The following is a 20,573-nucleotide window of genomic DNA, read 5'->3' on the forward strand; positions in this document are numbered from 1 at the left end:
AGATACCTCGCTTGTGTGTTTTTGTATTTAATAGTCGTATTATATAGTATGTGGAATGGTAATGCAATAAATTTTTTTTAGAAGCGATGTTATGGATATAATGGAAAACGCCAGTATAGAAGAATATAATTAAAAGTCTTATTCTGGTGAGTGGAGCCAGAAAATATTAATTATCCCTGGTAAATTTTAGTGTAGAATGTAATTATTCTCAAAATGAGATTTTTTAGTGCTATGTGATAGGAATAAGGTAATGACTTCTTTTTTAAATTACGGTATGTTTGAATACTATTTATAAATAAAAAATAATTGACAAGAGATTAGACTATATATTATATTAAATGTACATAATATAGGCATTAAAAAAATATCAGTTATTATTTACCAATATAGCGAACCCATCTTTATTAAAAATAATTGCTGATATTACATACTATTACACAGTGAGGGATTCCTTGGGTGAAATACGTTTTTACTTTTTGTCAATAATATCATAGCATTATTTTATTCCTCGGGGAATTCCCTTTATAAATTAACCAGTAGTATAGATGTACCACTAAATTGTTATTTATTAATTAAAACTTTAATAAGTTTGGAGGTACTTATGAAGGCAATACCCGTAATATTGATACTTATGCTGGTGATATTGAGTTTCAATGGATGTGGTGGGGGTGGAGGAAGTGACGAAGAAAGTGCTATCTATTCTACCGGCGATAAATTAACGTATACTGCAGATGGTGTAAGTTTTATTATGGTTTACGTTGAAGGGGGGTTAACATTCCCCAAAGGTCAATCTGATGATTCTACTGGTACTGTTGCAGAAGCCTACTGGATTGCTGAAACCGAAGTAACATATGAACTGTGGAAAAAAGTATATGACTGGGCAACAGATGCGGCTAGAGGATCTAATAAATATACATTTGCTAATTTAGGTACTCCAGGTGATGGGGGTAGAGGCATGCAGCACCCTGTAACCACTATAAACTGGCGTGATGCAATAGTTTGGTGTAATGCGCTTACTGAATGGTATAATGCTCAAAAAGGGACAAAGTATGGATGTGTATATACAAATAGCGATATTGTATTGCGGGATTCAACAAATACAAATTGTGATAGCGCGGTGGCAAGCCCAACGGCCAAAGGCTTCCGCTTGCTAACCGGTAACGAATGGGAGCTTGCTGCGCGCTACAGGGGTAGTGATACTACAAATGTGGTAACAGGAACAGTAAATGGTGTTAATTTTGATGAAATGACAACCAAGTGGACCAAGGGGGATTCAGCAAGTGGTGCTAATGGTAGTGATTCAATAGCAACGGATATTGTAGCATGGTATGAAGGTAATAGTAATAATTCTACACATGAGGTTAAAACCAAAACACATAATACCCTTGATTTATATGACATGAGCGGTAATGTGACTGAATGGTGTCTGGATTTATATGATGCATCTAGCCGACTATATAGAGGTGGTTCGTGGAATCAAGCATTAGCATTTATTCCAATTGGTAGATATTTTGATAGAACCACTCCAGATGATAAGAATATTTTAATTGGATTTCGGATTGCTAAGAGTCAATAAATTATTATCATTGTTTAATTTGAAGCTACACTATCTTTTAATTGATTAAGAAATTTGGAGCTAAAACCAATATTTGATGCACTAATAAAGTTAAAATATAACCGTCCAATTAACCCCATCTTTACAAAATAATAAAGATATGCATATATTCTGCATGAAAGGTAAAAAATTCCTTTTTTACGAAGATAAAGATGGGAAAAAATCTTCAACACACATCACATATCGCACATATTGTGAAGAGCACTATTAACGATATAAAGCAATAGGCATAAGTAAAGCAGCATATTGGAGGGAGCACAATGTATATCATAAATATGTATGGCGGCAGAGCAAGTTGTGTGTTGGTGCAGATGATGTCATTAGTCATTGTGTATCATTATCAACTACTATAGTAGCAAAGGAATGTGAATATGTACTGAGTATTAATATTGGATTGATGTAATGAAAGGTGGTAGAAGGAGTTGTGAGAAACATTCTTGTTATTGTAATAAAAAGAATGCAGGGGATGGCAAACTAATTAATTTTTACCAATGAAAATTATAAAGTCAGAAACAACAGATATGCATAAGAAATATAACCTGCTGGCATATATGGCAGACTATACAATTGGTAAAATATTTATGGTATTTTTTAACAGATTACCTTAAGTTTTGAAGTCTATTGGGTGGCAAGTTTCACCAATTCTGGCGGGGGTCCCCAGTAAAATTGACAACAAGGTATCCCTTCTTCAAGATAAAATGAAAATGTGTAGCCACTAAAGCGATAGTTATCGGTATTATCTTCACTATCTAACGCAGCAAGATAATCATAAAGATAGTTCTCAATACAATAGGCTATAATCTTTGCCAATGACATCTTACATATTTTGCGCACATCCATCACAAACTCATACTCATTCTCATACAAATACAGATGAACCCGCTTCCAGGATTGATACCGCTTTCTATACTGCAACCGCGTGTAGCTTTTAACAGGTATTCGTTTATACGACAGTACATAGTTTATGAAATTTATAATAAACGTATGAAGCGATAGTTTACGGATAGTGGCATTTTCTTGTAAAAGCTCTAAGTGTTCATAGGCAATACAGGTGGTAGTTTCTATATTCATATATTCCCTCCAGAGTATATATGATGCAACAATACTCCTATTAGAAAAAATTTCAACTACAAATTGGTAATGGTGAATAAGATAATAGAACAATGATTACGTAATAATTGGGAGGGGATAGAAAGGCAAAGTATGGTGCAGATATAATGCCAATCAAAAAGTACAATACTGTATACTATCGCTACACGATAAAGAAAACCAATGCTGACACATGAGTGTACTTACTAGCTCTAGTGTGATAAAAGTATAAAATTACCTTAATCATCAAAAAAAATGCAAAAATTGGGCGCTTTTTTGCCCATATCTAAAGCACAAATCAAAGTGATTAGTATGTATATCGTAGATGAACTCATACTTCAGCTTATCACTTTAATAAAAAATAAATGAGCTGTAGTGGTGCTCATTTCACAGCAAAGGATTCAAAGAAATTGGATAAAACATACACAGAAGAATGATTAAAAATTGTCTATTGTCCCAATAAATAAAATGATTGCAAATGTTGCCAGTGGTTTTAATGTATACGTAATTTCATACAGTACACGTGGGTGGTTACGTTGCGCATTTACTATTCCTACAATAAAGTGTTGTTTCCTCATTGTGGCATTTCATTGCCGGTGAAAACTAAATGGCTTGCTAATAGGTTCAAGCCCGGCGATACAGTGATAGTGTATCCGGTAAAGCGGTTGAAAGATTATGTGCATTTAACCAATTTGGGAGTGCTTGCAGAGGTTTTAAAAGTTGAACTTTCCAACAAACTATATTTACTATCCTTAAAAGGGCTTAACCGTGTACGGGTTGATAAACGGCATGGGTTGTGGACATGCAGTTATACTATTTTAGATGAAAAAGTACAGGTAAATACGGAAATAACCGAAAGGTTGCGCAAAAAAGCCCAGGAATTGATTTTTTTAATCAATGTCAATGAATCAGATAAGCTTATACATCTTTTAAATTTCATCTCAGATGGGGTACAGCTTTCAGATTTTATTGCCAATTATTTTATACTGGATTATAATGAACGGGTAGCATTGCTCAATAATACAGATGTTACATCGCGAATCAATACAATATTACAGTTGCTTACTGTGCTTATTGATACTATACAGCATAAACGGAGAAGTGAGGGATAATAATGAAAAAGAAAATATACCAGGATGAAGTGTTATATACCATTGCGTGGTCGCCAGTGTATAAATTTGATAAATATTCAATAACCAAAATTATCCCTGAGCTTGCAGGTATTGTTGCAATAATGGAAAAAATCAATGAACAGACGTATCACTATATATTGTTTTATAGTTGCTGGCGTGATGGTATGCGGTTAGGGCTAAAAAATTTACTTGACCCCATTTTTACACGGCATCCAGATCTTGCTAAATCAATGGAAGGCAGGGAACTGTGGTACAAGTACACCGCAGTGGATACCAATCCATTTGATTTACAGGACATACTGTGGTGGCTTATACAGAACTATGAACCTGAACTCAATGATATAGCCAATTATGAGGACTCCAGGCGCTATAAAAATATATATGTGCGTGAAATGGAATTAGGCAAGGAAACAGTTGTTGAACGCCTGCCAAAATTTGGATTTTAATTTGAAAGCTTAACAGTATCCAGTGTGTATATATGGCTTATATTCTGTTTCAGGGCAAAAAATTCCAGGATAAACTTTAACCGTGCAGCAGCATCAAGTGGTGATGCTGAAATGGTGTCAATACGTGCTAAAAATTGTTGCATCCTTCGTACATTCTGAGTACGCTTATCTTTGTCAGTCTCAAAGATATCCTTTTTAAATAAAAGGTATGTTTCGTATATAGCTTTAATTATATTTTCGTTTTCTATAAGATAGGCAATATACAGATTGGTATCTGAGTTGTGAACATTGCGGGTGAAAAATTTAAGTAAAGGTAAAATGACATCAGGGTAAAGGTGTTCGTTAATAAGCTCTTTAACTTTTGCTTCAAGTTCTGAGTCTATCATGCGCTTTGTGGGATATGCCAGGTGAATAATAAATGGATTTCCCCGCTGTACTTTGCTGTACACAAAATCTAAGAAGCGGTCAAGTGAATCCTTGCGCTCCATATCAAGCTCGCCAAATGCGCCATCTAAAATATCCTGTGCAATATCCTCAAGGGGGCGGCGCTCTTTTAAAAGCGTTTCAATATCCTTTATTTTCTTTTCCTGTTCCATAGTTAAAACCGCTTAAGTACCGACAATCGTATTGCTTCTTTAAGCTGTTTGTCACTGTTGTATTCATACACATTGACAACAGCACTTACCAGAGAATACTGGTAAAAAGTAAAACCGGCAAGCCCAAAAAATACAAGCTGAAAATTATCATCATGTTTATATCCACTGTATGCAAGGGCTGCACAAAGAGCAGTTGATGCAAATGACAGCATCCCAATGGCGTAGTTGCCAGTATACAGATGCCCAAAACCAGGAAAAGCTATAGAGCCGGCTACTGAAAGCCACACTGACTTTTTTGGTTTCTTTTGATAATCGTCAAACGTTTTGGCAAAGGTTATTGCTTCATTGCGCAGTGGTTCATCGGTTCCTGTTGCAATAAATTGCTGCAAATCTTTTTGTGCATCACTATAGTAGTGCAAAATAACGTTAGTGTAAATAAAATTTAATGTGGCTTGCTCTTTTAGATTGCCATTAGGATACATAGAAAAATATTCTTGGAAATTGCGGTAAGCAAAAAACGCTGATCCTTCCAGAAGACGCATGGTGGCTAAATTATACAGTGCTTGCTCTCCCCACGGTGTTCCTGCATATTTCTGATAGCACTCAAAGGCAATATCAGTGGCACGGTAATAGTTGCCTCCCAAAAAATATGCATGTGCCATGATGAGCATGCTTTCCGCATAGTGCTTACCCTCAGGATAGCAATACTGATACCGCATGCATTCGGTAATGGCGTGATAATATTCTTTGTTTTCTAAAAAAGTTTTGGACAAATCAATTATTGGGTCAGCAAAAAGCGGTCTGACAAAGACAATGCTATATAGTATGAACGCAATAATCTTTTTCACTGCTTCATCCATTCAGGCAAAAATATTTCAAGGCTGTACTGTAAAAATTGGTTTTGTATTTGTGTGCGATAGTTACTGTTAATGACCTCATTGCTGTGCAGTGTGCTGGTATATGCGGAGTACACATTGCCTGCATATCCAATGGCAGTTAATGAGCCAAAGGTATACATAAGTCCCTTGTTGCCCTTTGCATATGAAAGATACGTTGCACCTGCAAGCACAGCAACGGTTACAAAGCTTATAATACCATCGGTATAATGACGTGCATATATATGGCCAGCACCAGGAATCATTGCCGATAGCGCTGCAGCCGCATACGGGTTTTTTGCTTCCTGTTTAGCTTTGTTTAGCAAAGCAAAGATATCGCGCATCTCATGTAACGCATTGCTGTGTGAATTGTAAAACGAAAGTGCTGCATCCCAATCGTAGTGAGCAACATGCACTGCAAGTATATTTTTATAAAGGAATAGTTTCAGGTTGGAATCGCGGTTACTATCGCACATATACAGCATTTGCAGAGCTTCAGAATACTGTTGCAGTGCTGTATAGATATTTGCCAGCAGTAGATAATGCTTGGTATCCTTACCGGGTTTGCTCTGCAACATGGTGAGCGCCTGGATAAATCGTTGCCCCTTGTAGTAACAGTATGCAATGCTATAATCCATATCCGCGCATGTTGCCATACTGTAGCGACGAAGTTCGGCAATGCACTGATAGTAATCCTGCTGGTTGTAAAGCGAAGCTATGAATTTTTGCTGACTGCCTGTATCATGGAACAACAGTGTTATGATAAGCGGTACAATCATCATAGTGGTTACCGTATATGCTGTGGTACTGGATCGTGCTGTGGAATGGTGTATGGGTTACATCGTATAAGCCTGTCCCCAGAAAGAAAACCACCTATAATAATGCCATAGCGCATCACAGCTTGTCTACCGTATTCAGAGCACGTTGGCGTGAAGCGACAGTTAGGTCCATCCTGTGGTGATACAACAACCTGAAACATACGGATAAAAAAATAGCCAATTGCCTGGGCTGCATTGTAAACAGTGGGAGTGCGCCTTTGCACGCGGGTTTCATTTGCTACGGTGACATCAGCATCCCAGGGGGGAAAGTCAGCAAATAAGGGGGTTGCAGTAATAATGCACAGTATAATCAAAAAATTTCTTACTAATAGTTGCCATTTTATAGTAGCTTTTTTCATTATCATTATCTCTCCTGAAGGCATACTATGTATCCCCTATGTCATTCTTTAATCCAAATTATGCATATGAGAAATCCTAAAAGTCATTCTGAGGTAGCATAAGTAATTGGAGAAAATCCCTGTCACATCATAGGGATGTTTACCTACGAGTCAAAATGACATTGATAAGATGTCTCCTCACTGTGTACGTAGAAATGACAATATAAAAGAATTCAGCAAAAAAAACTGGTTAATAATTTTACTCACTTTACATATAATACCGCTTCTGTTCTGCAACAGTGCTTTTTGGAAATCGTCCATAATGATGACCCGGCCATATTATTGTTTCATCCGGTAGCGATAGTATCCGGTAAATTGATTCCATAATCTGCTTATAGGAACCACCAGGCAAATCAGTTCGACCCATACCCTCAGTAAAAAGCGTGTCACCGGTAAAAATATGCCCTGGCGTGTACAAGCAAATGCTACCAGGTGTGTGACCCGGGGTATGGATTACTTCAAGATGCTGATTGCCAAAAGTGATACTATCGCCACCGCGTAATGTGCGCATGGGTTTAGGTGATGCACTGCCTTTATTAAACCGTGCCATAAGACGGTTTGTTATGCCGGTTAACTGGTCCAGATCAGCTTCATGGATTAGAAGCTCTGCTCCGGTAAGCTCTATCATTTTGCTGTTTCCGGAGGTGTGGTCAAAATGCCCATGCGTATTGATGATATATTTCACGCTTGATTTATGGTGCTGTATTGCCTGCATGATATCGTCAAAATCACCCGCCGGGTCAATAAGAACAGATTCTTTTGTGTCTTGACAAACTAAAAGATAACAGAAAACATCCATTGTGGTTACAAGGAGTTGTTCTATGATCATTACATTTAATCCTATTTCGTAAAAGGTGAATAATAATATTTTAATACAATATTCTTGTTTTATCTTTCATGTTCATATGTTTTGCGCAAGCTTTTTTATATAAATGCAATTGTTTTTTAACTATGGAAAATAATCAAACATTAATGTTTTAGCTTACAAACGATAGAATAAGAGGTTTTATCAAGAATAGTCGGGAAATTAATTGAATTAATGAGATAGTTATTTTGTATTAGTCAAATGAATTCCATCTTTTTCTGTAGAATAATAGAGTGTATAAACTTTATATTCATAACAAAAATTATAACGAGAAATATCATGAAGTTAATAAAAATAACTCAGATTATCGCAAAAAACGAAAATACTGAAATACGCAGTTATTGATTCATTTTTACTTTGTGATCAATTTGATACATAAGTTTGGAGGCTATTGGGTGGCCAGTTTTACCAATTCTGGGGGTGGTCCCCAGTAAAATTGACAACACGGGATGCCTTCTTCAAGATAAAATGAAAATGTGTAGCCACTAAAGCGATAGTTATCGGTATTATCTTCACTGTCTAAGGCAGCAAGATAATCAAAAAGATAATTTTCCACACAATAGGCTATAATCTTAGCCAGTGACATCTTACATACTTTGCGCACATCCATCACAAACTCATACTCATTCTCATACAAATATAGATGCACACGTTTCCACTTTTGATATCGCTTTCTATACTGCAACCGTTTATAGCTTTTCACCGGGATACGTTTATAGGACAGCACATAGTTTATGAAATTAATGATGAAAGTATGAAGCGGTAATTTGTACACAGCGGCATATGATTGAAAAAGTTCTAAGTGTTCATAGGCAATACAGGTGGTGGTTTCTATATTCATATATTTCCTCCAAAGTATATATGTAACGATACGATACTACTATCGGAAAAATTTCAACTACAATTTGAATATATAAAAAAATTAAAAACGATGATTGAAGGATAGCCGCAAGCAAATATAAAGACAAAATACTTGGTAAAGAGTAGGAAATTAATTGAATGCATCACTGACCAGAGTTGAAAGAGTAAAATAATAGTTTAAAGTTTAAGAGGAAAAAGAGAATTTTTATGGGAAAAATATAATGATTATATTTCTGTAGGGAATAGTAAAAAAGAGGAAAAAATCATGGCAAAAGAAAAGAATACCTTCAATACTGAAGAAAAGTTAAGAGTTGTACTTGAGGGATTACAGTGTAATTATTTTTCAATTGCCATGAAAGATGATAATCGTTCTTCGTCGGATGGATGGGTTGAAAGCAATGATGGTACATTTACCGGTGCTTTTTGCTGTAGGCGCTTATACAAGTTGACAAAATGTTTTCCGCTTATGTGGTTTTTTTTGCAATAATCAATTGCAAAAGAATCTGCCTGCCGTTCAAACTCGCGTGAATAGCCATTATGAATAAGCAAAAGGGGAAGCCCTATCGTTGTGGTGGATACAACATCGCCAAAAATTGCTATAGCAATTACCAGTAATCCGGAATTAAGCAGTATATTGCGTACACCGTGGCGGTACACAACATGAGCTGTTTCATGTGCAAGGATTGTAAAAAGTTCATGTTTGTGCTGTATTAATTTTACAAAGTCATCAGTAATAATAAATGTGCCATCAGGAAGCGCAAAAGCATTGGGGCCAATGAAATTGCTATGTCTAAAATATAAGGTGAAAGTATATTTGTTTTTTTCAGGTATGGTAGCAATAAATTCCTTAAACTGTGTTTTTATAGTATATATGCGTGTTTGTGGTAGCTGCGTTTGTGTAAAAAACTGGTTGTCAAGATACTCTAAGGTTTTTTCAGATATAAGGTGCAGGGTGCTTGTAGGAACAGAAAAAGCTATATGTGTTACAATTGTCGGAAAAATAAACTGTATAAAAATATAAACTACAATAATTGAAACCGCAATAAGGGCCATTATTGCTGTAACATGTGATTCAAGGTAAAAGAGTAGTGATTGAACGGTATTTTTCTTCTGGGGAGAAATTTTTGCAATCATTGAATCCACAGTATTATTGTCATGTGTTGTGAACATATCGCCATCGGGCAATATGATTTGCCGTTGGGTATTTGCTACACGGGGTGATATGGTAAGATAAGAAATATGCATTTTTTTTGTAGTGGATTCTGTTTCAATGATGATGTCCCCATTATCAAAATAGTACAAAGTAGCTGCGTGAGGGGTACTGATTCCTTTATTATACAATGTACCCTTAATATTAGAACCCGATGTCAAGGTCAAGGAATCCTCCTAATTCTTCAGCAAATGACTTGATATCTTTTTCATCCATGCTGGTAATGTCATCAAGATTGTTATTGAGTGAAATAGAAATGGAAGAATAAAAGTATTTGTTATAACGAATACGTGCCCAGGGTATTGCCAATCCTAATGAAAATAAAATGGCAAGAGCATTGGTAAAGAATATGGATATATACTTTATATAATCCATTGAACAGGATAATTGTGATTGCCCGCAGTATATACTGGATATGACGTTATTTAAAATAAAGATTTTATAAAAGGCAGAGCCAATAAAAAAAGAAATTATCAGTAACGCGTAGATGCCAAATATTGTTGCAACAATAGACGTGTCAATTGATGCAGTATTTTCAATATTTTTTTTCAGCAGTTCAAAAAATCCTGACGAACCCAGTGCTATTGCAATTCCCAGTATCACACCTGCTGATATCAGGGTAATAATTGTTGCAGCAATGAATGCAATGTAGAATATTGAAGCTTTTCCTTTATACTTTACCGGGAGTGTGCCAAAGTATACATTATTGATAATATATTCCTTTTGCTTGTAATAAATATAAGGGATAATAATTCCCAGTGTTAATGGAACCCAGATGTATATTAAAATAAAATATTTAAAAGCATCCAGATAATCACCTTTAAAAATAAAAGGGATATTTTTGTAAAGGGTATATTTACCTCTGAATCGCAGACTGTTGACAATTACCCATGGTATGATTGGCAATAATGATAGTGTAAGGATAAGATAGAGTGTTTGTGAATACTGCCCGGATAATGAATACACAACAAAAAACCCTAACGCCAACAATCTTCCTTTCAGGATATTAACAGGCATAGCAGTGTATGCAAAAGGTTCATTATCCAGGTATAAATTACCATACATATATCTGTTTGTACGTACTTTTGCCCATGCAGAATAAATGCCCAGAGTTAATACTGTAAGTAACCCGTTAACAATCCATATCTTAAAGTACTCGGATGCTTTGCCGGTGAAATGAAATGATATTATTTTACTGTCGGTATTGTTTTGTCCAATTGGTTCCACAAAAATCTCCACTAAATATAAAATTCAATGCACAGCATAATACTGTATAAATTTAAATAAGTCAAGACATAAATGATGAAATAGCACATAAACACCTGAAAACTGGTTGACAATATACGGTTTGATACTGCTCAAATACTTAAAGAGTTTATCATTAGTATTCTTTAATAAGTGCACTCTTCATTGAATGGTGGTAAAACTTTAACAGGAGTGGATGAATAGAAATATTTTAAGTAATGCAATCAGGAGGCTCATTTGAATATATCACGTAAACTCATTGTATTTAAAATTATCCCCACACGGCTTCTATCGCGGTTGTTTGGGTATTGTACTCGTATTCCTTTGCCTGCTTTTATAATGAAAAAGCTCATAAACTGGTATAGTAAAAAATTTAATGTTGCATTAGATGAGGCATTTATTCCTCCGGGTGGTTTTAGAAACTTTGATGAATTTTTCACCCGTAATCTGAAACGGGGCATGCGCTTTATACATCCTCATCCAATTGCCCTGGTATCGCCCGTTGATGCTATGGTAAGTGCATGCGGCAGCATTAAAGCCGGTCAATTAATTCAGGCAAAGGGCATCAACTATGATGTGGCGTCGCTTTTGCCGGGGCAGTTTCAAAGCCATTTTATAAGTGGTTCGTTTATTACATTATATCTTTCTCCCGGTGACTATCACCGAATACATTCACCGGTCAGTGGCACAATCGTTGGTTATCAGTATGATCCCGGAAAACTGTATACCGTACAGGACTGGCTGGTTAAAATTTTTCCCGGGCTTTTTACGGTAAATGAGCGCATAACGTCGTATATACAATCTGCTTTTGGGTTGGTGGCCGTATGCAAGGTTGGTGCAATGAATGTGGGTAGGATTTCGCTAAGCTATGCACCGGTGTTTACTAACCGCTGTTTTGCAAAGTCATATTTTTACAGGTTTGATGAAAGCAGGCGTCCTAAAATATCCAGGGGTGATGAGCTTGGTATTTTCCACTTAGGCTCCACCGTGATTGTGGTTACGCAAAAACCAGTTAGCTTTCTTCCCAATATAGAGGGTACCAAAGTACAGATGGGGCAGGTAATTGGTTATTTTTAATTTCTTACAGATAGTTTACAGGTATGGCATATACCGCATTTGAAATTGGCACAGGTTTATTGACAAGACATACTATGCAACCGCCTCCAATTGTCATACCTGTGTTTGCAAGTACAGTATAACGTAAATTGCTTATACCGGGCAATGCCGACTTTTTAATCTCAATGGGATACACAATTCCATCTTTAATGACAAGCACATCTATTTCTTTATGGTCTTTATCTCTGTAAAAATAAAATGATGGATGCAATCCATTATGCTGCCATGATTCCAGAATCTCTTCAGCAACCCATATTTCAAATATTGGGCCTGAAAAAGCATCGGCTTCAAATATGTGCGGACTTGTCCAGCCGATAAACGTTATTGCCAAATCCTTTTATTAATAATAATCCGTAGAGGGTAATAATACCAACCCTTCTTGCTAGCAATTTTACTTATTCCCTGCATACTATGAAAGTGCTGTGTGCCAGTTAACCAGATGAGATTACTCTTCTTTTGTTTATCCTACTCCATTTTGATATAGGGCAAATGGTGAGTGGCATAGTACATTTCATCAATTAATACAGGAAGTTTGAATTGTTGCAAGAAAAGAGCAGGCTCTTCTTTGGCCATTGTTTGTAGTGTGGGGAACCCAATCACACCCACCCCAAATTTTCCTTGCTCTTTTTCAATTATTAGCTACTGTGATTGGGAAACCCAATCACACCCAACCACATTTTTTCCTTGCTCTTTTTCAATTTGTTGCGTATTTTATAAATGAAGTCAAGGAGGCAATTGCGTATGCAAGAGCCTTTATGGTTATTTTTTTATGGGCGATAGTCCTTATTAAAGAAAGGAGGCCACTATGAAAGATGTAGCCGTAAAAGAAAGTGCCATTTTTAAACAGATTGAACACTGGCGGCGACAGAAACAGCAGGTGGTCGAAGATAAGGAAAAAGCTAATACGCTGCCCTTTATTACAATTTCACGGGAATATGGCTGTGGCGGATTTGATATTGCAATTAAACTGACTGATATTTTGAATAAGGAATATCATGCTACTCCAATATGGGCAGCATATGATAAGCAGATTCTTGATAAAATAACTTCGGATTTGGGATTGACACAGGCATTAACCGAAACACTGACAAATACTGCACGAAGCAAGATGACCGATCTTTTCCAGACAACATTCAGCAAATTTCCTCCACAGGTGGCTGTATATAGAAAATTAGCCGAGGTGGTACGCACTCTGGCAATCAATGGGCATGTGGTAATAGTAGGCAGGGCAGGCAATGTTATAACCCGTGGCATGCCCTATGGGTTGCATGTGCGTATTGTTGCACCAATGAGTTACAAAGTTAAGCGTATAGCAGCAAAGCTTAAAGTTACGCAAGCTGAGGCGCGGGAAATAATTGAACAGAAGGAAATGGAACGGGAAAGCTTTATAAAAAATTTCCTTAAATTTGATCCTGAGGACCCGCATAACTATGATATAGTCATTAATAACGAAAATTTTGCTTTAGATGAGATGGCGCGCTTGATCATTGATGCTATGAAGCGTAAAGGGATTTTTGCATAATACTTTGGATATGCTGACATTTCATTGTAACGACACTGCAATTATATATAATCCAGAAAAGGATACACTGCTGTGTGTAAGCAACCCTGATGGCAAAAAGCTATGGGTTAAAAAGCTTTCTGAACCAATGGCTATTCAGAATGTACTGTATGATGACCGTTTTTACTATATTGCCTGTAGAACTGGCGATACCCAGGGCATGTTTTTAACAGTAGCGCGTAGCAACGGATCCACTATGTGGTTTATCCCGGGTCGTACGTTTTTAGAGGTTTTATATAATGGTTTTTTGTATCTTATATTTGTGGATGATAATGACAGGTATTTTCTGATAAAAGTAGAACGTGAAGAAGGCACAAAATTGTGGTATCACCAGGTAGATAGTGACCTGTATTACTATCACTTTAAAGAAGACGGGATTCTGCTCCATTACGCATCGGGAAGAAAAGAAAAGATTACTTATGACGGTAAGCGTATTATATGTTAAATTTTTTTCATCAGTAACTATCGCCCAAAAACTGCTATGATGAAATTCTAAATGAAAATTAAAGTTTTACCGATAGGTATACCATAGGTGATAAATGTATATTACTAAGCAAGAGGTTGTGGTATGAAAGCAATGGGTGTACCAACTGAGGCTGCCAGCATATATAATCAGGCGCTTGCGTTGTCCAATCAGGGAAATTATGCACAGGCTATTGAAACATATATGCATGCGGTTGAAGTGTTCCCGCAATTTATTGAAGCATATAACAATATTGGCGAGATATATTCGCGAATGGGCAACAGCGAAAAAGCCATTCAGGTGTATGTAAAAGCATTGTCAATCAAGAAGAACCATAAGGTGCTGCTTAACTTAGGTGTTGAATATTACAACGCAGGTGATTATAAAAAGGCACTGCAATATTTTCATGAATCGCTACAGTTTAAAAGCGATTTTATTGAAGGCAACTTTTATGCAGGCATGGCATACTTCAATTTGAAGGATTATACTAATGCGCTGCGATTTTTTGAAGCAACGGTAGCACTTGACCATGTTCACCTTAAGGCAAATTATCTTTTAGCGTACATCTATTATGAAAATAAAGATTATGGAAAGGTAATAGAGTGCTTAAACCGCATATCCCATATTGCTGATGACAGGATGTTTATAAACAGGTATTATGGTTTTTGCTATTACCACATGGGTGATTTTAAAAAGGCAATAAAGTACCTTACCACGGCGTTAACCAGCAGCCCAAAATATGCTCAGTTTAAAGCGTATTTAGAAAGCTTAACCTATGAAAATAAGATAAAAGAAATTGGCGATATAGATGCAAAGATTAAAGAGCTTGAACACAAGATAATGAAAGAAAAACCCAACCTGTCCGAATATACCCGCCTGAGTATGCTGTATATTTTTAAGGGTCAGTATAAAAAGGCTGAGGACCTGCTTGTAGGTGTTAAAGCTAAAATGGCACGGTAACTATAAAACCCACAGTGTTGCTGTGGGTTTTTAATGCCTTATTGAATGCACATACGTTTATTTGTCAATTTGTTGTTAAAGGTACTTGACTGCGTGTGTATTATAGTGCCTTAACAGCTGCAGCCGTCGCTGAAGCCACCGCATGCATCACATCCACCGCTGTATTCAGGCTCATCGCTAATATTAACTACCTTTACGTGAAAATGAAGCGTTTTCCCTGCCAGAGGATGATTCATATCAACCACCACTTCATCGCTTGTGATTTCTTTGATTACTGCAGGGATCTGTGCACCGTTGTCCATCTGCAGGCCTATAGTCATCCCAATTTCGGGCTTAAACTGCTGCTGTACTTCTTCCAGTGGAAATGCATATAATAGATTCTCGTCATAATCCCCATAACCATCTTCGGGTGCAATAACGATATCTTTTTCCTCGTCAAGCTTCATGCCTAAAACTGCTCTGTCAAGGCCCGGAATAACCATGCCAGCTCCCGCTTGAAACTCAAAAGGTGCACCGTCTAAACTTGAATCAAACACCTGTCCGTCATCAAACTTTCCGGTGTAATGAATGGCCACATATTTACCTTCTGTTACCATAAAAACTCCTTACATATTATAATTGGTAATTGCTGCAATTTTTGTAAGTTAATGCAATAATCCTGTGGGTTAGTTGCTTTGGGCAGGTGATTACGGCATTACATGCTAACAAAAATGTAATTAATACAGCAATTATATTGCTACCACAATAAGATACTCTATGAATGTGTCAATATCAATATTTTTTTAGGAAAAATTTAGATTATTAATGGGCGATAAGGACTACCATAAAGGATGTCCCAATGTGGGACAGTGGCACAGCTTTATAGTAGCGACCGTTTATTCTTCCCCCACATGCTATCAATCGCATGTTTGATTTTTTCTTTCATACACTTCTAAATTCTATCCCTGCGTCTTTGAATTGTAAAACTGTATTGGTTTTTAATGGATCGTTGCCATTGAAAAGTTTATCAAGCGCTATTACTTTTTGTGGTTTGAGTTGTATAATACTATCAATGATTTTTTTATCTACTTTGTCCAGCATAATGACCAGTTCATTGTCATTGATGATATAATAGCCATCTTTCTTTTTCACTTTATCAGTGAGTTTTTTGCCGTTTTTGAGCATCAGTTCATAAAGCATATTTTCTTCTGTTGATTCTGGTTTTACATTATCTACAAACTTAAGAATTGCTTCCTTTATTTGTTCAGGATTTTCGGGGACAAATGGACGCCACTGCTTAAAATTGCTTTCGTCGAGTTTGAATACTTTAAAACCTAAATCATGTTTGGTTTCTTTTTGTTCTTCAAACTGAATTTCCCCTGCTTTTTTCTTTTTTTCTTCGTTTATTTCCTCCTGGATTTTTTTTGCTGCACGGCGTATGCGTTCTCTGGCAATATCGGCAATGGTTTTATATCCTGCTTTGTATGCTTCGCTTTCGGGGTCTGTTGGTTCGGGAAGTTGCACCAGTATCCATTTGCGGTTGCCCCCATCTTCTTTGTTAAGTTCCATTACTGCGTGGGCGGTTGTTCCAGAGCCAGCAAAGAAGTCGAGGATAAATCCATCTTTACGATTTCCAAATGAAAAGTTTATTAATCTCTTAATTAAATCTAATGATTTAGGAGTTTCAAAAAATTTTTTCTTCATTATTGATTTAAATTGATTACCACCATTGGGTTTTAAATCAATCCATAAATTGCTAATAGTTTTTTCGTATGATGGAGGTATATAGTGCTCAGGTTTATTATTTTTTGACAATCTTAACAAATCCACCTCCTCACCTTCCTCTTCAAGTTTATTTTTCCACCATTTATCGATATCTTCCTGGGTTAGTTCATTTTCAGTTTTATTTAATTCTTTAAGCATATTTATGTAATTCTCAATTGCTCTAAGGCTTCTTTCTCTTGACCATCTCCATTGTCCATAAGATGGTATAATGCCGAATATTTCATAACGCATTGTTGGCCTGTCTGTTCCTCGCCAATGATTATTCCATGTTCCTTGTCTTTCTTCATCTAAATCGATAGTAAACTGATCAAATTTATAATTACTATTTTTTGTATAAACTAAAACATATTCTGCGCCATAATTCAATCTATCAATTTTTTCAAATTGATTCTGTACACTTTTGATCCCACGTCTTATGATTAACATATTTCTAAAATTCTCCTCCCCAAAAATCTCATCCATCAATAAACGTAAATTATGCACTTCGTTGTCGTCGATGCTTACAAATATCACTCCATCATCTCTTAAGAGAGTGCGGGCAAGGAAAAGGCGTGGAAGCATCATATTCAGCCAGTTGGAGTGGTATTGACCATTTTCTCTGGTGTTTTTAAATAATCCTGCTTTAGTAGCGTTGCCATTTTCGTCTAAATCCCCTACTTGTTTTTTGTATTCCGCAAGTGTTTGAGAAAAATCATCTTTATAAACAAAATCGTTGCCCGTATTATAAGGCGGATCTATGTATATCATCTTAATTTTACCAAAATAGGCTTTTTGCAATACTTTCAAAACCTCAAGATTATCGCCTTCGATAAAAACATTTTCTGTGTTGTCAAAATCTACACTCTCCTCTTTACAGGGTTTAAGTGTTTTATAGGTTGGTGTTTGCAAAAGCCTATAAGCATTGGTTTTCCCCGCCCAACTTAAATGGTAGCGTTCGTTTTTAAATTCTATGTTCTGGTCAAAAAACACTTTTAATTTTTCCCAATCAATTTTTTCTTCTGTAAAACAGTCAGGAATGATTTTTTTCAATTCTTCTAATTTTTGCTTAATTATATCTAAACTTGTGCCTTCCATATAATTGTTACTCCTATGATTATAATAAGTCTTCTACTTTACTCACCACTTTGTACTCAACACCATCGTTTTTAAAAACTTCATAATGCTTTGTACCACATTTTATCTTTATCTGCTCGTCGGGCTGAAGTTTTAAAATATCCACCTTATCAGTGCCTGTATCTTTGGTTTCTGCTACAAAGTATATTTTTTTATCATTCTTAAAAACAATTGCCCAGTCGGGATTATAATTGCCAATGGGAGTGGGTATTTTAAACCACGATGGTAGTTTAAAGTAAAACTCCACATTTTCGCTTGTTTCGCAATCTTTTGCAAACTGGCTTTCTACATTTGAATCAAGTGGAATATATTCTTCATAAATTGTTTTTTCTCTGTTACTTACTTTAAAAGTAAATTGATCCAGATAGGTTTCAAGTTCCTGTGTTTCAAAGAGCCTCATCTCGTAATATTCATTTCCAATTTTTTCGTACTTAATACCATCGACCATAAGTTCGCTTAATGTTCTTTTAATCATAGTCACGCATTGGTCAACAAAGACCTGAGGATTTTTAAACAAATTATCCCATCTATCGACTTCCTCAAGAATTTTAAAAATAGTATCACGGGTAAGTTCTGTTTTTTGCTGAATATATTCAATGAAATCAGCTAGATGCCAATATCGGGAATTGCCATATTCTTTTTTTCTTTCGCTTACAAGATTATTGCCAATTTTTTTGTTTGTGATATCTAATGAAACTTTTATAGAGCGTAAGGTGGGTGGTGGGATTTCCGGCAATTCTTGTATTGCCTTTACTGCCTTACTTATCAAATTATTTGTATTATATTCAACGGCATATCTAGTCTTGTGTTTAATTTTTCCCCATATTTCAAGAAAAATTGGATTAGCTTCAAATCCTTTGTGATATTTAATCTGTATTCTTTCTCTTTTGTTTTTAATCCTTCCTTCAAAGCTTACGCCACAGTCTTGTTCAATTTCAGTTTGTAGTTGTCTTGCAAAGCTTTCGTATGATTCGTTGGCTATTACGGTTAGTTTGTTGATGTTTCTGTCGTATACTCTTATACCTTCCTGATTTACAGCAAGTCGAAGTCCTCTACCAATTTCCTGACGCTTCTTAAGTTCAGACTTAGTTTCATTCAGCGTGCAAATTTGAAAGACATTGGGGTTATCCCAACCTTCGCGTAGTGCGGTATGCGAAAAAATAAAACGCAATGGGTTTTTTATATCCAGAAGTTTTTCTTTATCTTTCATAATTAAATCGTAGGTGTTAAGGTCATCTTCGCTTTCACCTTTTGTGTCTTTAAGACGCCCTTTTTTATCCTGCGAAAAATAGCCATTATGCATTTTCTCAATATTTATTTCTCCATTATGAAAGATGCTTTTTAGTGAAGCATACTGAGGTTTATTGATATATTCAAGATAAATTTCTTCAAACCATTGAGAAATTTTTCCCTTTTGTGGATTTCCTGTTTCATCGTAATATCTATAATTCGCAACTCTATCAATAAAAAAGAGGGATAGAACTTTAATACCGTGTTTGTATAATTTCAATTCTTTTTTAAGGTGCTCTTCTATGGTTCGTTCAATCTGAAAACGCATGAGTTCATTGGCAAGATTCCCCTGCGCAGCTCCTGCCAAAAGCGTTGTACCATTAGTAAAAGTGATGGATTGGTTTGCAACATCAATTTCTTCAACAACAAATCCATGTTTATATACATGCCTGTTTCCTGATTTTTCGTAAAGATTGTCTCCTACTTTGACAGAAATACTATTTTTCTTAACACCATCTTTGTCATTTACATGAATAGATAAAGTTGCCGTAACTTTTGTTTTTTCTGATTTAATTTTTTCAACGGCAATGTATGGATCATTAAAGTTGTTTTCTTCAACAACTGAATCGACTTCAATTTGCTTTACCAACCCTAAATCGTATGCCTTAACAGGGTTAAGGGAATAGACAAGATTATATAAATTTCTATGAGTAGCAGAATAGCGAAGTGTACATAAAGGATTAAGCGAAGAGATAGCATTTTTTCTTTTCTCTGTCTCCATATTCTGAGGCTCGTCCACTATAACAATTGGATTAGTGGATTGAATAAATTTGATGGGTTCAAGCCCGCTAAGTTTATCATTTGGTCTATTAATAATGTTTTCATCTTTAGCAAAGGAATCAATGTTTATCACAAGGATTTCAATATTGTTGTTTGTCGCAAAAGAGCGAAGGATGGATACTTTGCTACTATCATAAACATAGTAGTTTACGGGAACATTTTCGTAAAGATTCTGGAAATGCTCAAATGTTATCTCAAGATTTTTAAGCACACCCTCACGAATAGCTATAGATGGTACAACAATCACAAATTTTTTAAAGCCATATTTTTTGTTGAGTTCATAAATAGTCCGCAAATACACATAGGTTTTACCGGTACCGGTTTCCATTTCAACAGTGAAGTTAAGACCGTTATACTCGAATTCTTCTAATGTTA

Annotated in this window: 20 protein-coding genes; 7 read left to right on the forward strand and 13 right to left on the reverse strand. The window is 35.9% G+C overall.

What is annotated here, in order from left to right; genetic code table 11:
- Window positions 1-601: 601 nt before the first annotated feature.
- Window positions 602-1,576, forward strand: coding sequence for an SUMF1/EgtB/PvdO family nonheme iron enzyme (locus tag AB1444_13480; protein MEW6527661.1), 975 nt, complete (start codon window positions 602-604; stop codon window positions 1,574-1,576).
- A 657-nt stretch (window positions 1,577-2,233) separates the two neighbouring features.
- Here AB1444_13480 and AB1444_13485 read toward each other — a convergent pair.
- A complete protein-coding gene (locus tag AB1444_13485; GenBank protein MEW6527662.1) occupies window positions 2,234-2,686 on the reverse strand; it encodes a hypothetical protein in 453 nt (150 codons plus the stop codon).
- Window positions 2,687-3,240: 554 nt separating this feature from the next.
- Between AB1444_13485 and AB1444_13490 the strand changes: the two genes are divergently transcribed.
- Window positions 3,241-3,816, forward strand: coding sequence for an LON peptidase substrate-binding domain-containing protein (locus AB1444_13490; protein ID MEW6527663.1), 576 nt, complete (start codon window positions 3,241-3,243; stop codon window positions 3,814-3,816).
- A 2-nt stretch (window positions 3,817-3,818) separates the two neighbouring features.
- Complete coding sequence (locus AB1444_13495; protein MEW6527664.1) at window positions 3,819-4,283, forward strand: hypothetical protein; 465 nt, start codon at window positions 3,819-3,821, stop codon at window positions 4,281-4,283.
- On the opposite strand, the gene AB1444_13500 is transcribed toward AB1444_13495, so the two are convergent.
- The 8 genes from AB1444_13500 to AB1444_13535 all read right to left on the reverse strand — a co-directional run bounded on the left by AB1444_13500 (window position 4,280) and on the right by AB1444_13535 (window position 11,133).
- The gene (locus AB1444_13500) at window positions 4,280-4,879 is read right to left on the reverse strand and encodes a hypothetical protein (protein MEW6527665.1); all 600 of its coding nucleotides are present in this window, start codon (window positions 4,877-4,879) and stop codon (window positions 4,280-4,282) included. The two genes, AB1444_13495 and AB1444_13500, sit on opposite strands and share 4 nt — an antisense overlap.
- A 2-nt stretch (window positions 4,880-4,881) precedes the next feature.
- Window positions 4,882-5,727, reverse strand: coding sequence for an outer membrane protein assembly factor BamD (gene bamD, locus AB1444_13505; GenBank protein ID MEW6527666.1), 846 nt, complete (start codon window positions 5,725-5,727; stop codon window positions 4,882-4,884).
- Complete coding sequence (locus tag AB1444_13510) at window positions 5,724-6,536, reverse strand: hypothetical protein (protein ID MEW6527667.1); 813 nt, start codon at window positions 6,534-6,536, stop codon at window positions 5,724-5,726. The genes bamD and AB1444_13510 overlap by 4 nt, the downstream gene beginning before the upstream one ends.
- A 5-nt stretch (window positions 6,537-6,541) precedes the next feature.
- A complete protein-coding gene (gene yidD, locus AB1444_13515) occupies window positions 6,542-6,931 on the reverse strand; it encodes a membrane protein insertion efficiency factor YidD (GenBank protein MEW6527668.1) in 390 nt (129 codons plus the stop codon).
- Window positions 6,932-7,178: 247 nt separating this feature from the next.
- A complete protein-coding gene (locus AB1444_13520) occupies window positions 7,179-7,799 on the reverse strand; it encodes an MBL fold metallo-hydrolase (GenBank protein MEW6527669.1) in 621 nt (206 codons plus the stop codon).
- A gap of 424 nt (window positions 7,800-8,223) precedes the next feature.
- The gene (locus AB1444_13525; GenBank protein MEW6527670.1) at window positions 8,224-8,676 is read right to left on the reverse strand and encodes a hypothetical protein; all 453 of its coding nucleotides are present in this window, start codon (window positions 8,674-8,676) and stop codon (window positions 8,224-8,226) included.
- 356 nt (window positions 8,677-9,032) lie between these two features.
- Complete coding sequence (locus AB1444_13530) at window positions 9,033-10,073, reverse strand: M48 family metallopeptidase (GenBank protein MEW6527671.1); 1,041 nt, start codon at window positions 10,071-10,073, stop codon at window positions 9,033-9,035.
- Window positions 10,051-11,133 (reverse strand): YjgN family protein, encoded by a 1,083-nt coding sequence (locus AB1444_13535; protein ID MEW6527672.1) that lies wholly within the window; start codon window positions 11,131-11,133, stop codon window positions 10,051-10,053. The genes AB1444_13530 and AB1444_13535 overlap by 23 nt, the downstream gene beginning before the upstream one ends.
- A 255-nt stretch (window positions 11,134-11,388) precedes the next feature.
- Here AB1444_13535 and asd point away from each other — a divergent pair, with 255 nt between their 5' ends.
- Window positions 11,389-12,228, forward strand: a complete 840-nt coding sequence (gene asd / locus AB1444_13540; GenBank protein ID MEW6527673.1) for an archaetidylserine decarboxylase — start codon at window positions 11,389-11,391, stop codon at window positions 12,226-12,228.
- Window positions 12,229-12,232: 4 nt separating this feature from the next.
- On the opposite strand, the gene AB1444_13545 is transcribed toward asd, so the two are convergent.
- Complete coding sequence (locus tag AB1444_13545; GenBank protein MEW6527674.1) at window positions 12,233-12,598, reverse strand: DUF4143 domain-containing protein; 366 nt, start codon at window positions 12,596-12,598, stop codon at window positions 12,233-12,235.
- A 474-nt stretch (window positions 12,599-13,072) separates the two neighbouring features.
- Between AB1444_13545 and AB1444_13550 the strand changes: the two genes are divergently transcribed.
- From AB1444_13550 to AB1444_13560, 3 genes are all read left to right on the forward strand, one after another.
- Window positions 13,073-13,789 carry a cytidylate kinase-like family protein gene (locus AB1444_13550; GenBank protein MEW6527675.1) on the forward strand — a complete coding sequence of 239 codons (717 nt, stop codon included), beginning with the start codon at window positions 13,073-13,075 and terminating at the stop codon, window positions 13,787-13,789.
- Window positions 13,782-14,273 (forward strand): hypothetical protein, encoded by a 492-nt coding sequence (locus AB1444_13555; protein ID MEW6527676.1) that lies wholly within the window; start codon window positions 13,782-13,784, stop codon window positions 14,271-14,273. Before AB1444_13550 ends, AB1444_13555 begins: the two co-directional genes overlap by 8 nt.
- A gap of 123 nt (window positions 14,274-14,396) precedes the next feature.
- Entirely contained in the window at window positions 14,397-15,251 is an 855-nt protein-coding gene (locus AB1444_13560; GenBank protein MEW6527677.1) for a tetratricopeptide repeat protein, read from the forward strand.
- A gap of 110 nt (window positions 15,252-15,361) precedes the next feature.
- Here AB1444_13560 and AB1444_13565 read toward each other — a convergent pair whose 3' ends face one another.
- The 3 genes from AB1444_13565 to AB1444_13575 form a co-directional block, all read right to left on the reverse strand.
- On the reverse strand, window positions 15,362-15,847 hold the full coding sequence (locus AB1444_13565; GenBank protein MEW6527678.1) for a peptidylprolyl isomerase: 486 nt from the start codon (window positions 15,845-15,847) through the stop codon (window positions 15,362-15,364).
- A 325-nt stretch (window positions 15,848-16,172) separates the two neighbouring features.
- Window positions 16,173-18,089 carry a site-specific DNA-methyltransferase gene (locus AB1444_13570; protein MEW6527679.1) on the reverse strand — a complete coding sequence of 639 codons (1,917 nt, stop codon included), beginning with the start codon at window positions 18,087-18,089 and terminating at the stop codon, window positions 16,173-16,175.
- Between the two features lie 19 nt (window positions 18,090-18,108).
- Window positions 18,109-20,573, reverse strand: a 2,465-nt coding sequence (locus AB1444_13575; protein ID MEW6527680.1) for a DEAD/DEAH box helicase family protein, incomplete at its 5' end; no start/stop codon positions are given.

Source organism: Spirochaetota bacterium, assembly GCA_040756435.1.
Lineage (GTDB): Bacteria > Spirochaetota > UBA4802 > UBA4802 > UB4802 > UBA4802.

What these genes read in the sequence shown, in the direction of transcription:
- AB1444_13565 (MEW6527678.1), bottom strand. Translation starts at nt 15,847, where the DNA reads ATGGTAACAGAAGGTAAATATGTGGCCATTCATTACACCGGAAAGTTT.
- AB1444_13500 (MEW6527665.1), bottom strand. Translation starts at nt 4,879, where the DNA reads ATGGAACAGGAAAAGAAAATAAAGGATATTGAAACGCTTTTAAAAGAG.
- AB1444_13480 (MEW6527661.1), top strand. Translation starts at nt 602, where the DNA reads ATGAAGGCAATACCCGTAATATTGATACTTATGCTGGTGATATTGAGT.
- AB1444_13495 (MEW6527664.1), top strand. Translation starts at nt 3,819, where the DNA reads ATGAAAAAGAAAATATACCAGGATGAAGTGTTATATACCATTGCGTGG.
- AB1444_13520 (MEW6527669.1), bottom strand. Translation starts at nt 7,799, where the DNA reads ATGATCATAGAACAACTCCTTGTAACCACAATGGATGTTTTCTGTTAT.
- AB1444_13485 (MEW6527662.1), bottom strand. Translation starts at nt 2,686, where the DNA reads ATGAATATAGAAACTACCACCTGTATTGCCTATGAACACTTAGAGCTT.
- AB1444_13560 (MEW6527677.1), top strand. Translation starts at nt 14,397, where the DNA reads ATGAAAGCAATGGGTGTACCAACTGAGGCTGCCAGCATATATAATCAG.
- AB1444_13570 (MEW6527679.1), bottom strand. Translation starts at nt 18,089, where the DNA reads ATGGAAGGCACAAGTTTAGATATAATTAAGCAAAAATTAGAAGAATTG.
- AB1444_13525 (MEW6527670.1), bottom strand. Translation starts at nt 8,676, where the DNA reads ATGAATATAGAAACCACCACCTGTATTGCCTATGAACACTTAGAACTT.
- AB1444_13550 (MEW6527675.1), top strand. Translation starts at nt 13,073, where the DNA reads ATGAAAGATGTAGCCGTAAAAGAAAGTGCCATTTTTAAACAGATTGAA.
- AB1444_13510 (MEW6527667.1), bottom strand. Translation starts at nt 6,536, where the DNA reads ATGATGATTGTACCGCTTATCATAACACTGTTGTTCCATGATACAGGC.
- yidD (MEW6527668.1), bottom strand. Translation starts at nt 6,931, where the DNA reads ATGAAAAAAGCTACTATAAAATGGCAACTATTAGTAAGAAATTTTTTG.